The organism is Streptomyces sp. NPDC002698 (assembly GCF_042888945.1).
GTDB lineage: Bacteria > Actinomycetota > Actinomycetes > Streptomycetales > Streptomycetaceae > Streptomyces.
This window is the reverse complement of sequence record NZ_JBIAQM010000040.1, coordinates 31099-45453: the sequence shown is the minus strand read 5'-3', so window position 1 is coordinate 45453 and position 14355 is coordinate 31099. Positions and strand designations below refer to the sequence as shown.

The following is a 14355-nucleotide window of genomic DNA, read 5'->3' as shown; positions in this document are numbered from 1 at the left end:
GTCCCCCTTGTTCAGGAGAGAAATGGCCGTCAACCTGGTCAATGTCGAGTCCGTCAGCAAGGTGTACGGCACCCGTGCACTGCTCGACGGGGTCTCCCTCGGCGTCAGCGAGGGCGACCGGATCGGCGTGGTCGGCCGGAACGGGGACGGCAAGACGACCCTGATCCGCATGCTGGCCCGGCTGGAGGAGCCCGACACCGGCCGCGTCACGCACTCCGGCGGCCTGAACGTCGGCGTGCTCACCCAGCACGACTCGCTCGACCCCACGGCCACCGTGCGCCACGAGGTCATCCGGGACATGGCCGACCACGAGTGGGCGGGCAACGCCAAGATCAGGGACGTACTGACGGGCCTCTTCGGCGGTCTCGACCTGCCCGGGTTCCCGCAGGGGCTCGACACCGTGATCGGCCCGCTCTCCGGTGGCGAGCGCCGCCGTATCGCGCTGGCGAAGCTGCTCATCGACGAGCAGGACCTGATCGTCCTCGACGAGCCCACCAACCACCTGGACGTCGAGGGCATCGCCTGGCTCGCCGGGCACCTGCGCGAGCGCCGCTCCGCCCTGGTCTGCGTGACGCACGACCGCTGGTTCCTCGACCAGGTCTGCACCCGGATGTGGGACGTGCAGAAGGGCGCGGTCTACGAGTACGAGGGCGGCTACTCCGACTACGTGTTCGCCCGCGCCGAGCGTGAGCGCATCGCCGCGACCGAGGAGGTCAAGCGGCAGAACCTGGTCCGCAAGGAGCTGGCCTGGCTGCGGCGCGGCGCGCCCGCCCGCACCTCCAAGCCGCGTTTCCGCGTCGAGGCCGCCAACGAACTGATCGCCGACGTGCCGCCGCCCCGCGACAAGAGCGAGCTGATGCGGTTCGCCAACTCCCGGCTCGGCAGGACCGTCTTCGAGCTGGAGGACGTGACCGTGCAGGCCGGGCCCAAGGTGCTGCTCAAGCACCTGACCTGGCAGCTCGGCCCCGGCGACCGGGTCGGCCTGGTGGGTGTGAACGGCGCGGGCAAGACCTCCCTGCTGCGCGCCCTGGCCGAGGCCGCCCGCACCGAGGGCGAGAAGCAGCCCGCCGCCGGCCGGATCGTCACCGGCAAGACCGTCAAGCTCGCCTACCTCTCCCAGGAGGTCGGCGAACTCGACCCCACCTGGCGGGTCCTCCAGGCCGTCCAGTCCGTCCGCGACCGTGTCGACCTCGGCAAGGGCCGCGAGATGACCGCGGGGCAGCTCTGCGAGACGTTCGGCTTCAACAAGGAGAAGCAGTGGACGCCGGTCGGCGACCTCAGCGGTGGTGAGCGCCGACGGCTGCAGATCCTGCGCCTGCTGATGGACGAGCCCAACGTCCTCTTCCTCGACGAGCCGACGAACGACCTCGACATCGAGACCCTCACCCAGCTCGAGGACCTCCTCGACGGCTGGCCCGGCTCCATGATCGTGATCTCCCACGACCGCTTCTTCATCGAGCGCACCACGGACAACGTGTTCGCGCTCCTCGGCGACGGCACCCTGCGGATGCTTCCGCGCGGGATCGACGAGTACCTGGAGCGGCGCCGGAAGATGGAGGAGGTGGCCGCGGCCGCCGTGCTCGCCGCCGCTCCCGCCCCGGTGAAGGCGGCCTCGTCCGCCGACGCCCGTGCCGCGAAGAAGGAGCTCCAGAAGATCGAGCGCCAGCTGGACAAGATCTCCGAGAAGGAGACGAAGCTGCACGCCCAGATCGCCGACAACGCCACCGACTTCGGGAAGGTCGCCCGACTCGACTCCGAGCTGCGCGAGTTGGCGGGCGAGCGGGAGGAACTGGAGATGCGCTGGCTGGAGCTGGCGGAAGACGCCTGACGCGGGAGGGCGACCGCCCCCTGTCCGACGTGCCGCGCGCCCGGCTCGTTCGCCCGGCGTGACCGTCCCGGCGTGCGCGGCTCGCTCGAAGGGCGCGCAAGTGCCGCCGGGCGCCCCCGAGTTGCCGATGACGCCCCCCGTCACGGCGGTCCGGGGGCGGTGAACTCGCCCTGAGTGCCCGGCGTGAAGGGCACGTGAAGGCGCGTAACGGCGGCATCACAGCCCGGTCCTCCCTTGGGAACAGGGCGCGCACCGGCCCCCTGTCCGCGCCCCCCGGAGTGATAGAAAGAGCGGTCTGAGAACAGTCTGAGATCCACCGGGCGAGGCGCGAACCCGGCGCCGCCGGTGAGGGGTCACATCAGTGAAGAGGGGGACGCGCTGATGAGTCAGCCGCCGAGTCAGCCGCCGCAGGGCGGTTTCGGAGCACCGCAGGACCAGCCGCCGACAGGTGGTGCCGACGCCTCGCCGGACCCGCGGTCGCAGGGTGGTTTCGGCGCACCGCAGGGCACACCCCAGGGTGCGCCGCAGGGCACTCCGCAGGACCCGCGTTCGCAGGTCACGCCCCCGGCGCCCCACGGCACGCCCCCTCCTCCCGCGCAGCCGCCCCAGGCGCCCGCGCCCCAGAACACCCCGCCCGCCGGGCCCCCGCAGCCCGGCTACGGATACCCGCAGCAGCCCGGCCCCTACGCCCAGCCGGGCCCGTACGGACAGCCGCAGCAGCCGGGGCCCTACGGCGGGCCCGGACCCTACGGATACGGGCAGCAGCCGGGGTACGGGTATCCGCCCCAGGCGCCGTACCCGGGCGCGCCCGGCACCCCGCAGCCCGGCGGTCCCGGCGGTGGCTCGAAGAACCCGTTCAAGGGCAAGCCCGCGCTCGTCATCGCCGCCGCGGTGGCGGGTCTGCTCGTCGTCGGCGGCACCGTGTGGGCCGTCACCGGCAGTGGTGACGACAAGAAGCCCGTGGCGGAGCACAGTCCGAGCGGCAGCCCGTCGGCATCGGCGTCCGCGTCGGACGATCCGGTCAACCCCGGTGACGGCAGCGGTGACGGCGGCGAGGAGGACGGCGACCTGAACGCCGGCCGCAAGGCGGGCGAGGCGAAGGTCCTCTGGTACAAGTCGGCACCCGACGCGCCCGGTTCGGGCGCCGACGCCTCCGGGATGTGGATCACCGGCAAGACGGCGGTGAAGACGGCGTACAAGCAGCTCTTCGCGTTCGACGTCGGGGACGGCAAGCCGACCTGGCCCGCGCTGACCTTCCCGCAGAAGATCTGCGCGGTCACCCCGGAGAAGACCGCCGACGACAAGGTCGTCATCGCCTACATGAGCAGCTCCGCCAGCAGCGCCAAGTGCAACCAGCTCCAGCAGGTCGACCTGAACACAGGCGCCAAGGGCTGGAGCGGGAAGGTCGCGGACGGCGGCCTGTTCGACAGCACGCTCTCGGTCGAACTGTCCGTCACCGGGAACACGTTGACGGTCGGCCGCTCGATGTCGGGCACGGCCTACGACGTCACCAGCGGCAAGAAGCTGTGGGACAAGGAGAAGTACGGCGCCGGCTGCTACCCGGCGGGATTCGCGGGCGGCCCCAAGCTGCTGGCCGTCTCGTCCTGCGGGGCCGGCAGCAGCACCGAGCACGACGAGGTGCAGGAACTGGACCCGGCCACCGGCAAGGTCCGATGGACGAAGAAGTTCCCCAAGGGCTGGCGGGTGGGGCGCGCCTATTCCGTGGACCCGGTCGTGCTCTACCTGACCAACGACGCGAAGAAGACGGTGAACATCACGGTGCTGACGGGCAACGGTGCCGAGCGCTCGCAGCTCAAGAGCGACGACGGTCTCGCGCCCGAGTGCGGCTTCGCGATCCTCGACCGCGACCTGACGGGCTGCTTCGGTGCCGTCGCCGACGCCGACACGCTCTATCTGCCGACCGAGGCGAAGAGCGGCCCCAACGAGATCGTCGCGTTCAGCCTCGCGACCGGCAAGGAGAAGTGGCGCGTCAAGTCCCCGACGGACGCGACGATGATGCCGATGAAGACGGACGGCACCGGGCTCATCGCCTACGTCGAGGCGTCCTACGACGGCGGCGGCCGCGTCGTGTCGATCCCGACGGGCGGCACCGCCCACACGCCCACGACGCTGCTCCAGAACCCGCAGGGCACCGCGGACATCGAGTCCGGCTTCTACTCGAAGGCCGTCGACTACGTGGACGGACGCTTCTACATCTCCACGACCCGGCTGACGGGCAATGACGAGGCGAAGGAGAAGCTGATGCTGGCCTTCGGCAAGTGACCACGCCCCTGCCCGTTCCGTCGCGCCCGTACGCGCGCACAGGCCCGCCGTCCCGACGCATTCCGAGGTAATCACGTCATGAGCCAGCCGCCCCCGCCGCCGAACGAACCCCCGAAGGGCTTCGGCGCACCGCAGGAACCCTCCCCGGGCTCTCAGGAGAGCCCGGGCGGGGGAGCCCCCGAGCCCGGCGGTCCCGGCGCACCGCAGGACGCGCCCGCGAAGAGCCTCGGGGCACCGCAGGACGCGTCTCCGCAGGACGCGCCCGAGCAGGCTTCCGGCGCACCGCAGGTCCCGCCCGCGCAGGACTCGCCCACGAAGAGCCTCGGCGCACTGCAGGCCCCGCCCGCGCAGGACGCGCCCGTCCAGGGCTTCGGCGCGCCCCAGGATCCGTCCCCGCAGGCCCCGCCCGCGCAGGGCTTCGGCGCACCGCAGGCCCCGCCCGCAGGCGGTTTCGGCCCGCCGACGCCGACACCTCCACCGGCCGCCGCGGGTCCCGGCTATGGCTATCCCCATCCCCAGACGCCCCCGCCCGCGTTCCCGCAGCAGCCGTACGGCTATCCGCAGACGCCGCCCCCCGGTCAGCCGGGTTACGGCTACCCGGGTCAGCCGGGTCAGCAGGGTTACGGCTATCCGGGCCAGCCGCAGGCTCCGTACGGCGCCGCGGGCCAGCCGAGCCCGTACGGCTACCCGCAGCCGCAGACCATGCCGATGCAGCCGCACGCCCCGCAGGCCGGCGGCGGACGCAAGCTCAACAGTCAGCTGCTCATCATCGTGGCGGCCGTGGTGGCCGTCGCGCTGATCGTCGGCGGTGGCTTCCTGTACTCGCAGAACTCCAAGGACGACAAGCACGACACCGGGGCGACGAGCGGCGCCACCGGCGGCAAGGGCGGCAAGGGCGGCGACGACAAGGGCGGTGACGACGGGGAGAAGGTGCCGGCGAACACCAACTCCACGCTGCTGTTCCAGCTCCCCGCGCCGGCCGTGCCCAAGGGCCTCACGAGCGTGACGACGGCCGGCTCCTGGCTCACCGACAAGGTGTACGCCAAGACCGGCAACGCCGAGATCAACGGTTACGACCCGGACACCGGCGCCAAGACCTGGACGATCGAGCTCCCCGGCCCGGTGTGCCAGGCCAGCCGGCACACCTCGGAGCGCAACCGCTCGGCGATCATCTACGAGCCGGCCATGCCCACCAAGGCGCAGCCCTCGCACGGATGCACCCAGCTCGCCGCCGTCGACCTCGACGCGGGCGCGAAACTCTGGACCCGGACGATCAAGTCCGGTGACCAGTCGATCAACCTCGACAACGTGACGATCAGCGGGAACACGGTCGCCGCGGGCAGCACGGGCGGCGGCGGAGCGTTCGACATCTCCACCGGCAAGGCGCTGTGGGCGCCGAAGACGGGCGACAGCTGCTACGACTCCGGCTACGGCGGCGGCGAGAAGCTGGTCGCGGTCCGCAAGTGCGGCGAGTACGGCAGTACGCGCCAGCTGCACATCCAGACCATCGACCCGAAGTCCGGGAAGGTGATCTCCGAGTACAAGATGTCGCCCGGCATCGAGTACGCCAGCGTCGTCTCCACCGACCCGCTGGTCGTGGCGGCCGACGTCGGCGACTCCGCCGGTGACGGCAGCGGTATCTCGGACTTCTTCTCCATCGACAACAAGACCGGCAAACTGCGGGCGAAGATCTCGGCACCCGGCGAGACGTACGCGGCCAAGTGCGACGGCATCACCCGGATCGAGTTCTGCAAGTCGCTCGCCGTCGGCAACGACAAGCTGTACGTCCCGACGGAGGAGCACGAGGGCACCGGCGACTACAGCCGGACCAACGAGATCGTCTCCTTCGACCTGGCCACCGGGAAGCAGACGGGCCAGCGCGCCGACGCGGGCGACGGCTACAGCATCACCCCGCTGCGCATGGACGGCACCAGCCTCATCGCGTACAAGCGGCCGCCGTACGACAAGGGCGGGCAGATCGTCTCCATCGACGGAACCTCCTTCAAGGAGACGGAGCTGATGGAGAACCCGGCCACCCAGTCGACGCGTGACGCGGAGTCGAGCATGCTCCCGGACTACGCCGAGATCCTCTACGGCGACGGCCGGCTGTACATGTCCCAGGTCTACGCGTCCAAGCCGACCTCCGCGACGGACAAGGAGTACCTGGCGATCGCCTTCGGAACGAAGTGACCGTCACCTTTCGGGTGAAGCAAAGTGATCATCTTCGAAAGAATGCGGTGATCGTTTCTCCGGATTGATTTGTCCGGCCGAAACACCGCGTACGGCCCCGTCCCTGTTCAGGGGCGGGGCCGTACGCGTACTCCGCATCACTTCCTATTGGGTGGGATTTCGATATTCCGGGGCACTTCTCTCCAGTAGGGGAAGCGCAACGTCGAACAAGCGTGTAGCTTCCGGGGGATGGAGAGCCGGGGGGCTCCAAATCCACGGGGAACCAGTGGGGATGCTTGGGGGGACTGGGGGGTTGCCTGATGGGAGTCCGGCTCATGGTGGTCGATGACCACCGACTGCTCGCCGAGGCGTTGGCCTCGGCACTGAAGCTGCGCGGGCACCGGGTGCTCGCCGCGGCGGCGCCCGCCGCGGGGGCGGCGGAGCTGGTGATCACACGGGCACCCGAGGTGTGCCTGATGGGCACGGCGACACCCGCCGAGCCGGGGATCTTCGACCCGGTGGTGCGGATCAAACGGGAGCGTCCGCAGGTGGCGGTCCTGGTGCTCGGACCGGTGCCGAACCCGCGGGGGATCGCCGCCGCGTTCGCCGCCGGCGCCTCCGGCTACGTACGCCACGACGAGCGCATCGAGGGTGTCGAGCGCGCGATCATGAAGGCGAGGGCGGGCGAGGCGGCCGTGGCCCCGCAACTGCTCCAGGGCGCGTTCAGCGAACTGCTCAACCCCGCCGCCCAGCCCGACGACGAGGGCCAGCGGCTGCTCCAGATGCTCACACCCCGCGAGGTGGAGGTCCTGGTGCGGGTCGCCGACGGCGAGGACACCCGGCTCATCGCGGCCGGTATGGGCATCGCCCCGTCCACGGCCCGCACCCACGTCCAGCGGGTCCTGATGAAACTGGGCGTGGGCTCGCGCCTCGAAGCGGCGGCACTCGCGGCCCGCACGGGCCTGCTGGACCGGGCGGGCCCGATCCCGGCCCAGACACCGCACGGGAACATGGACGACGCCCGCTGAGGCGAACGGGGTCCACGGGCCGACGGGTCTACGGGGCTACGGGCCGACGGGTCTACGGGCTGACGGGCTGACGGGTCTACGGGGCTACGAGGAGGGGGGCTTCCCCTCCTCGAAGCTCGCGAAGTACGCGGCGGCCATGTCCTCGTCCCCGTGGCCGAGCGCGCCGGCACGGCCGAACCGTTCGGCGACGGCCTCGGCCACGTCCAGCCGCACGCCGTGCCGCTGCCCCGCCCGCACGATCAGGCGGGCGTCCTTCTCGGCGGTCGTGACGGCGAAACCGGCCGGGGACAGCCGGTCCTCCAGGACGAGGGCGGCCTTGGCGCGCAGATAGCCCATGTCGAGCGGGCCGTCCGCGATGAGGCCGAAGAAGTCCTCCGGGTCCACGCCGAGGCCCTTGGCCAGGGCGAGCACCTCCCCGGTCGCGGCCGTGGCGGCGAGGACCCAGCTGTTGGCGACGAGCTTGAGCCGGGTGGCGCTGCCCGCCGCGCCGTCCTCGCCGGTCCACACCGTACGGGCGCCGACGGCGTCGAAGACGGGGGTCACGGTGTCGCGGGCGGCGCTCGGACCGGCGGCGAGCACGGTGAGCTGTCCGGCCTCGGCGGGCGCGCGGGTTCCGAGGACGGGCGCGTCGAAGAAGACGAGGCCGTGCGCGTCGGCGAACTCGGTGAGCTCGCCGAGTGCCTCGGTCCCGGCGGTCGTGGACTGCACCCACACGGCCCCCGCGCGCAGCCCGGGTGCCGCCCGGCGCATGACGTCGAGGGCGGCCGGGCCGTCGTGCAGCATGGTCAGGACGACATCGGCGCCCCGTACGGCCTCCTCCGGGGTGTCCGCGACGTGCGCGCCGTCGGCGGCCAGCGGCTCGGCCTTGGCACGGCTGCGGTTCCAGACACGGACGTCGTGCCTGGCCCGGGCGAGGTTACGGGCCATGGCGGCCCCCATGATCCCGGTGCCGAGGACACTGATGGTGAGTTTGTCGGTCATGGGGTCAGCCTTCCCCGTCGGCCCTGTTCTTTATGTGGTTCAGGAGATGGACAAGGACACCCGGGGCGGTTGAGAGACGGGTGCCCGGGGTGTCGCTCTCACGGAGGTGGACGAGGCTGGGGGTGGTGGCGAGTTCGAGGCAGTTGTTGCCGTCGCCGCTTCCCGAGAAGGACGACTTCTGCCAGTTGTCGGGAGTGGTCACGGCAGGCCTCACAGTTCCTTCGCCAACTGGTGGATGAAGTCACGCGAACGGGTGGGTTCGAGCGACACAGCCTCCACCATATGGAAGAGCGTTCGAAAAGTGCCCAGTTGCGCTTCGGAGTCGATGAACACCGCGCCGTGAGGTGCGTCGCGTACCGCTGTGTCCAGCTTGGGCACGGCACCGCCCACGTACATCATCGCGTTCGTGGCTCCGGCGAAGCCGTCGAGCTCGAAGGGGATGACGCGCACGGTGACGTGGTCCGCTTCGGAGAGCTCCAGAACGGCCGCCAGTTGACGGTGAGCCGTTGTCCGGTCGCCGACCCTGATGCGCAGGGCCGCTTCATGGATCACCGCGGTGTAGGGAACCAGGGCGGGGTCCGCGATGACAGTCTTGCGCTCCATTCGATGGCGGACGCGCAACTCGATCTCGTTGCCTGGCAGTCGGGGGACCCGGTACGAGAAGACGGCACGCGCGTAGTCCTCCGTCTGGAAGAGACCGGGGACATGCAGGAACTCCACATCGAGCCGGTGCGTGGCGTGGTGCTCCAACTCGGCGAGATCCAGGAACGGCGTGGGCAGCAAGCCCCGGTACGCCTCCCACCAACCGCGTGTTCGGTCGGTCGCCATCCCTGCCAGCGCTTCGATCAACTCCCCGTCCGCACAGGAGTAGTGAGCGGCGAGACTTCGTACCCGTTCCTCGCTCACCCCCGCGATGCCGGACTCCATCTGACTCATCTGGGCGGAGTCGGACCCGACCAGTGCGGCAGCCTCGCGCGCCTTGAGCCCTGCGGCCTCGCGCAGTTTCCGCAGCTCGATGCCCAGGCGCTCCTGGCGTGCGGTTGGCTGCCGTCTGCGCGGCATGGCTTCCTCCCTCGCCCCAACTGCCTGGGGGCCGTGACTCCTTCGAGGGGAAGATTACGGCAGCGGCTTGCGCAGGCCCAAATTTTACCCATACCGTCGGTGACGCGACGCACACGCTGCGGAACCCCGGGGACCCGGAAGCGCACCACTCCGTCCTGCCACGGCGGCTGTGACACTGCCACCGGCCGCGCCCTCGGCAAACTCTCGACTCCCCACACCTGAAGCGGAGTTCACGCATGCCCACATCCGAGTCCTGGACCTACACCCTGCACATCCCGCAGGACGGCCGGGCGGTGACCGTCTGCCGCCGTACCGTCCGCCTGATCCTGACCCTGCACGGGCTGATCCGCCTCGTGGACGTCGCCGAGCTGATGGCGGCGGAGCTGGTCTCCAACGCTGTACGGCACACGAAGGGGCCCGCCGCCCTGCGGCTGCACCGGCGGGACGGGGTGCTGCGGATCGGCGCGTGGGACGCGAGCCCGGTGCCGCCGCCGTACGACCCGCCGGTCGCGGCCGACGCGGAGGAGGCGGGCCGGGGTCTCTCCCCGGTCCGGGCCTGCGCCGACGACTGGGGCTGGCATCCGCTGCGCCAGGGCGGCGACATCGGCAAGTACGTGTGGTGCGACCTCGCTGCCGCCTAGGCCTCGACGTGACCTCCTGGCGGCGAAGGGCCGGAGTTCCGCAGTGAACCCCGGCCCCCTGTGTGGGTGTTACTCGGTCGGCGGAGGCTGGTCCCCGGTCGGTGGTTCTGTCACGGGCAGGGGGCGCAGCCAGAGCCATGCCAGGAAGAACAGGCCGAGGGCGAGCATGCCCAGGCCGGTCCAGAGGTTGATGTTGATGCCGCCGGCCTTGTCGAGGTCGGCGTCGGAGGCCGTGATGCCGGCGATGGTGACGATGACGCCGTAGACCACGAACAGGCCGCCGATGATGCGACGGATGTCGAACAGGCGAGCGGCGGTCGCGGACTTCTTCTCGAGGTCCGAGACCTCGCGCTGCGCGTCGCTTTCCGAATAGTCGGACATGGTTTCTTGGTTCTCCCTCGTCGGAGTGGGCCAGGACTCGTCGGAACGGGATCAGAACGAGAACGGGATGTAGCAGGCGGCCGCCAGGATCAGCGCGCCCCAGCCCAGCAGGGCCGGCTTGCGGTACCAGGCGTCGTCGCCGGCGGCCGGCGGCTCGGCCATCCCGGGGGACACCGTGCCGTAGACCAGGCCCTGCAACTCCTCCGCCGGCTTCGGGGCGGTGAAGAGCGAGACCCCCACCATCACCACGCCACCGGCCACGAAGGCGACGATCGCGGAGACGAAGTTGGCGCCCTGGTCGGAGGGGAAGCCGATGACGTCCTGCTTGTAGAGGACGAAGTAGTTCACCATCGCGGCCGTCGTACCGGTCAGCAGGCCCCAGAAGCCCGACTTCACCGACGCCCGCTTCCAGAACATGCCGACGATGAAGACCGCGAACATCGGCACGTTGAAGAAGGAGAACAGTGTCTGGAGGTAGCTCATGATGTTGGAGAAGGACGAGGCCAGGAAGGCCGTTCCGATCGACGCGAGGACACCGATCACCGTGATCAGCCGGCCGAAGCGGACGTAGTAGGAGTCCTCGCGCCCCCTGGCCACGTACTTCGCCCAGATGTCCGAGGTGAACACCGTGTTGAAGGACGAGATGTTGGCCGCCATGCCCGCCATGAACGCGGCGAGCAGACCGGTCACCGCGATGCCGAGGACGCCGTTGGGCAGCAACTCCTGCATCAGATACGGGATCGCGTCGTTGTACTGGAGATCCGAGCCGGGGGTGCCGATCTTCGGGACCAGGACGGCCGCCACCAGGCCCGGGATCATCACCAGGAACACGATGAAGATCTTCGGGTAGGCCGCGATCAGCGGGGTGCGCCGGGCCGCGGAGAGGTTCTTCGCCGACAGCGCGCGCTGCACCTCGGCGAAGTTCGTCGTCCAGTAGCCGAAGGACAGCACGAAGCCGAGGCCGAGCACGATCGTCAGCCAGTTGGCGCCGAGCGGGTTGGCGCTGCCGATGCCCGTGCCGCCCCAGGCCGTCGTGAAGTCGGTGCCGTGGGTCTTGTCCAGGGAGTCCGTCAGGCCGTCCCAGCCGCCCACCCGGTGCAGGCCGAGCACGGCGATCGGGATCAGGGCCGCCAGGATCACGAAGAACTGGAGCACCTCGTTGTAGATCGCGGAGGAGAGACCGCCCAGGGTGATGTAGGCGAGGACGAAGAACCCGGCGACCACGATCGCCACCCACTGCGGCCAGCCGAGCAGTGCCTCGACCACGATCGCGAGCGAGTAGAGGTTGACGCCCGCGATCAGGACCGCGGCGAAGGCGAACAGGACCGAACTCAGCAGATGCGCCCATTTGTCGAAGCGCAGCAGCAGGAACTCGGGCACCGAGCGGACCTTGGAGCCGTAGTAGAACGGCATCATCACCAGGCCGAGGAAGACCATCGCCGGGATGGCGCCGATCCAGTACCAGTGCACGGTGTAGACGCCGTACTGGGCGCTGTTGGCGGCCATGCCGAGGATCTCGGTGGCGCCCAGGTTGGCCGAGATGAAGGCCAGGCCGGTGATCCACGCGGGCAGTGAGCGCCCGGACAGGAAGAAGTCGAGGCTCGTCCTCACCGAGCGGCGGGCCGCGAAGCCGATGCCGAGGACGACCACGAAGTAGATGCCGAGGATTGTGTAGTCGAGTGCGTTCGTGGGGAGACGCAGCTCGGCGGCGAGCAGGGTGCCCGGTTGGGGCGGATGTGTGGGGGACTGCATCAGAACTCGCTTCGTCGCGTGAACCAGTCGGAGCGGGACGCGTGCCTCCGCATTCAGGAAATACGCCCTTCCGATGGTGTCCTTTGTTTGATTGTGACGTTGACTGCGGTGGTGGCTTGTGGTTTGTTGTGTCCGGTTATGTTTGAAGGTTTGATCGGGTGCTGATGGGGAGTCCGACTGTGAAGAAGACCTCGACCCGGCTCGCCGACGGTCGTGAGCTCATCTACTACGACGCGGGCGACGACCAGGTGCGCGACGCGGTGGACCGGCGCCCGCTCGACCCGACCGTCACCACCTCGGAGGTGCGCCGCGACCCGCTGCTCGGCGATTCGGTGGCGATCGCCTCGCACCGCCAGGGGCGCATCTACCACCCCCCGGCGAACGAGTGCCCGCTGTGCCCGTCCTCGGGCGGCCGGCTGAGCGAGATCCCCGACTCCTCGTACGACGTCGTGGTGTTCGAGAACCGCTTCCCCTCGCTGGCGGGGGACTCCGGCCGCTGCGAGGTCGTCTGCTTCACCTCCGACCACGACGCCTCCTTCGCGGATCTGACGGAGGCGCAGGCGGCCCTCGTCCTGGAGGCCTGGACGGACCGCACCGCCGAACTGTCCCATCTGCCCTCCGTCCGACAGGTCTTCTGCTTCGAGAACCGCGGCGCCGAGATCGGCGTGACACTCGGTCACCCGCACGGGCAGATCTACGGCTACCCCTTCACCACCCCTCGTACCGCGCTGATGCTGCGCTCGCTCGCCGCGCACAAGGAGGCGACCGGCGGGGAGAACCTGTTCGACGAGGTCGTCGCGCGCGAGCTGGCGGACGGTTCACGGGTCGTCCTGTCGAGTGACCACTGGGTCGCCTTCGTCCCGTACGCCGCCCACTGGCCGTACGAGGTCCACCTCTACCCGCGCCGCCGCGTGCCCGACCTGCTCGGCCTCGACGAGGGCGCGCGCACAGAGTTCCCCCAGGTCTATCTGGAACTCTTGAGGCGCTTCGACCGGATCTTCGACGGACCGGACGGTGGGAAGGACGGGACGGGCGAGCCGCCGACGCCGTACATCGCGGCGTGGCACCAGGCTCCCTTCGGCCCGCTGGAGGAGTTCGAAGGCGTCAACCGGGACGACTTCGCGCTCCACCTCGAGCTTTTCACCATTCGCCGCACTTCCGGCAAGCTGAAGTTTCTCGCGGGTTCCGAGTCCGGCATGAACGTGTTCATCAACGACGTGCCGCCGGAGACCGCGGCTCAGCGACTGCGAGAGGTAGCGAGTACATGAGTGGGAAGTATCTGGTCACGGGTGGAGCGGGCTACGTGGGCAGCGTGGTCGCGCGCCACCTGATCGAGGCGGGCCACGAGGTCACCGTCCTCGACAACCTCTCGACGGGCTTCCGCGAGGGCGTGCCCGCCGGCGCCGCGTTCATCGAGGGCGACATCCGCGATGCCGCCAAGTGGCTGGACCCCTCGTACGACGCCGTCCTGCACTTCGCCGCGTTCTCGCAGGTCGGCGAGTCCGTGGTCAAGCCCGAGAAGTACTGGGACAACAACGTCGGCGGCACCATGGCGCTGCTCGCCGCGATGCGCGAGGCCGGCGTGCGCACGCTGGTCTTCTCCTCCACCGCCGCGACGTACGGCGAGCCCGAGACCACCCCGATCGTGGAGTCCGCGCCGACCCGGCCCACCAACCCCTACGGCGCCTCCAAGCTCGCCGTCGACCACATGATCACCGGCGAGGCGGCGGCCCACGGACTCGGGGCCGTCTCCCTGCGCTACTTCAACGTGGCCGGCGCCTACGGCGAGAGCGGCGAGCGGCACGACCCCGAGTCGCACCTCATCCCGCTGGTCCTCCAGGTCGCGCAGGGCCGCCGCGACGCGATCTCCGTCTTCGGCGACGACTACCCGACGCCGGACGGCACCTGCGTCCGCGACTACATCCATGTCGCGGACCTCGCCGAGGCGCACCTGCTGGCCCTCGCGGCCGCGGCCCCCGGCGAGCACCTGATCTGCAACCTCGGCAACGGCAACGGCTTCTCCGTCCGCGAGGTCATCGAAACCGTGCGCCAGGTGACCGGGCACCCGATCCCCGAGGCCGTGGCCCCCCGCCGCGGCGGGGACCCGGCGGTCCTGGTCGCCTCGGCCGAGACCGCCCGGGAGCGGCTCGGCTGGAACCCGTCCCGCGCGGATCTCGCGGGGATCGTCGCGGACGCGTGGGAGTTCGCACAGAACGTGGCAAAGGGGTAG

12 protein-coding genes are annotated in these 14355 nt (G+C 70.2%); 7 read left to right on the top strand and 5 right to left on the bottom strand.

The window, feature by feature from the left end:
• Positions 1–22 precede the first annotated feature (22 nt).
• The 4 genes from ACFYW9_RS35210 (at position 23) to ACFYW9_RS35195 (ending at position 7308) form a co-directional block, all read left to right on the top strand.
• Positions 23–1828, top strand: a complete 1806-nt coding sequence (locus tag ACFYW9_RS35210; RefSeq protein ID WP_389159164.1) for an ABC-F family ATP-binding cassette domain-containing protein — start codon at positions 23–25, stop codon at positions 1826–1828.
• A gap of 381 nt (positions 1829–2209) precedes the next feature.
• On the top strand, positions 2210–4111 hold the full coding sequence (locus ACFYW9_RS35205; RefSeq protein ID WP_389159162.1) for a PQQ-binding-like beta-propeller repeat protein: 1902 nt from the start codon (positions 2210–2212) through the stop codon (positions 4109–4111).
• A 78-nt stretch (positions 4112–4189) separates the two neighbouring features.
• Positions 4190–6301 carry a PQQ-binding-like beta-propeller repeat protein gene (locus ACFYW9_RS35200; protein WP_389159160.1) on the top strand — a complete coding sequence of 704 codons (2112 nt, stop codon included), beginning with the start codon at positions 4190–4192 and terminating at the stop codon, positions 6299–6301.
• 299 nt (positions 6302–6600) lie between these two features.
• Positions 6601–7308: a response regulator transcription factor gene (locus ACFYW9_RS35195; RefSeq protein ID WP_328451584.1), complete on the top strand. Its 708-nt coding sequence runs from the start codon at positions 6601–6603 to the stop codon at positions 7306–7308.
• 84 nt (positions 7309–7392) lie between these two features.
• On the opposite strand, the gene ACFYW9_RS35190 is transcribed toward ACFYW9_RS35195, so the two are convergent.
• From ACFYW9_RS35190 to ACFYW9_RS35180, 3 genes are read right to left on the bottom strand one after another with little or no spacing between them, the layout of a single operon-like run.
• On the bottom strand, positions 7393–8289 hold the full coding sequence (locus ACFYW9_RS35190) for an NAD(P)-dependent oxidoreductase (protein WP_389159158.1): 897 nt from the start codon (positions 8287–8289) through the stop codon (positions 7393–7395).
• A gap of 4 nt (positions 8290–8293) precedes the next feature.
• Positions 8294–8491: a DUF397 domain-containing protein gene (locus ACFYW9_RS35185; RefSeq protein ID WP_389159156.1), complete on the bottom strand. Its 198-nt coding sequence runs from the start codon at positions 8489–8491 to the stop codon at positions 8294–8296.
• Between the two features lie 8 nt (positions 8492–8499).
• A complete protein-coding gene (locus ACFYW9_RS35180) occupies positions 8500–9351 on the bottom strand; it encodes a helix-turn-helix domain-containing protein (RefSeq protein ID WP_389159154.1) in 852 nt (283 codons plus the stop codon).
• Positions 9352–9587: 236 nt separating this feature from the next.
• Here ACFYW9_RS35180 and ACFYW9_RS35175 point away from each other — a divergent pair, with 236 nt between their 5' ends.
• Positions 9588–9992 carry an ATP-binding protein gene (locus ACFYW9_RS35175; protein ID WP_389159152.1) on the top strand — a complete coding sequence of 135 codons (405 nt, stop codon included), beginning with the start codon at positions 9588–9590 and terminating at the stop codon, positions 9990–9992.
• Between the two features lie 69 nt (positions 9993–10061).
• On the opposite strand, the gene ACFYW9_RS35170 is transcribed toward ACFYW9_RS35175, so the two are convergent.
• Together ACFYW9_RS35170 and ACFYW9_RS35165 are read right to left on the bottom strand one after the other, a co-directional pair.
• Positions 10062–10373, bottom strand: a complete 312-nt coding sequence (locus ACFYW9_RS35170; protein ID WP_389159150.1) for a hypothetical protein — start codon at positions 10371–10373, stop codon at positions 10062–10064.
• A gap of 51 nt (positions 10374–10424) precedes the next feature.
• The gene (locus tag ACFYW9_RS35165; RefSeq protein WP_389159148.1) at positions 10425–12125 is read right to left on the bottom strand and encodes a sodium:solute symporter family protein; all 1701 of its coding nucleotides are present in this window, start codon (positions 12123–12125) and stop codon (positions 10425–10427) included.
• A gap of 179 nt (positions 12126–12304) precedes the next feature.
• Here ACFYW9_RS35165 and galT point away from each other — a divergent pair, with 179 nt between their 5' ends.
• Both galT and galE read left to right on the top strand, forming a co-directional pair.
• A complete protein-coding gene (gene galT / locus ACFYW9_RS35160) occupies positions 12305–13393 on the top strand; it encodes a galactose-1-phosphate uridylyltransferase (RefSeq protein ID WP_389159146.1) in 1089 nt (362 codons plus the stop codon).
• Complete coding sequence (galE, locus tag ACFYW9_RS35155; RefSeq protein WP_389159144.1) at positions 13390–14355, top strand: UDP-glucose 4-epimerase GalE; 966 nt, start codon at positions 13390–13392, stop codon at positions 14353–14355. The genes galT and galE overlap by 4 nt, the downstream gene beginning before the upstream one ends.

What these genes read in the sequence shown, in the direction of transcription:
- ACFYW9_RS35205 (WP_389159162.1), top strand. Translation starts at nt 2,210, where the DNA reads ATGAGTCAGCCGCCGAGTCAGCCGCCGCAGGGCGGTTTCGGAGCACCG.
- ACFYW9_RS35190 (WP_389159158.1), bottom strand. Translation starts at nt 8,289, where the DNA reads ATGACCGACAAACTCACCATCAGTGTCCTCGGCACCGGGATCATGGGG.
- ACFYW9_RS35195 (WP_328451584.1), top strand. Translation starts at nt 6,601, where the DNA reads ATGGGAGTCCGGCTCATGGTGGTCGATGACCACCGACTGCTCGCCGAG.
- galE (WP_389159144.1), top strand. Translation starts at nt 13,390, where the DNA reads ATGAGTGGGAAGTATCTGGTCACGGGTGGAGCGGGCTACGTGGGCAGC.
- ACFYW9_RS35180 (WP_389159154.1), bottom strand. Translation starts at nt 9,351, where the DNA reads ATGCCGCGCAGACGGCAGCCAACCGCACGCCAGGAGCGCCTGGGCATC.
- ACFYW9_RS35175 (WP_389159152.1), top strand. Translation starts at nt 9,588, where the DNA reads ATGCCCACATCCGAGTCCTGGACCTACACCCTGCACATCCCGCAGGAC.
- ACFYW9_RS35200 (WP_389159160.1), top strand. Translation starts at nt 4,190, where the DNA reads ATGAGCCAGCCGCCCCCGCCGCCGAACGAACCCCCGAAGGGCTTCGGC.
- ACFYW9_RS35165 (WP_389159148.1), bottom strand. Translation starts at nt 12,125, where the DNA reads ATGCAGTCCCCCACACATCCGCCCCAACCGGGCACCCTGCTCGCCGCC.
- ACFYW9_RS35210 (WP_389159164.1), top strand. Translation starts at nt 23, where the DNA reads ATGGCCGTCAACCTGGTCAATGTCGAGTCCGTCAGCAAGGTGTACGGC.
- ACFYW9_RS35170 (WP_389159150.1), bottom strand. Translation starts at nt 10,373, where the DNA reads ATGTCCGACTATTCGGAAAGCGACGCGCAGCGCGAGGTCTCGGACCTC.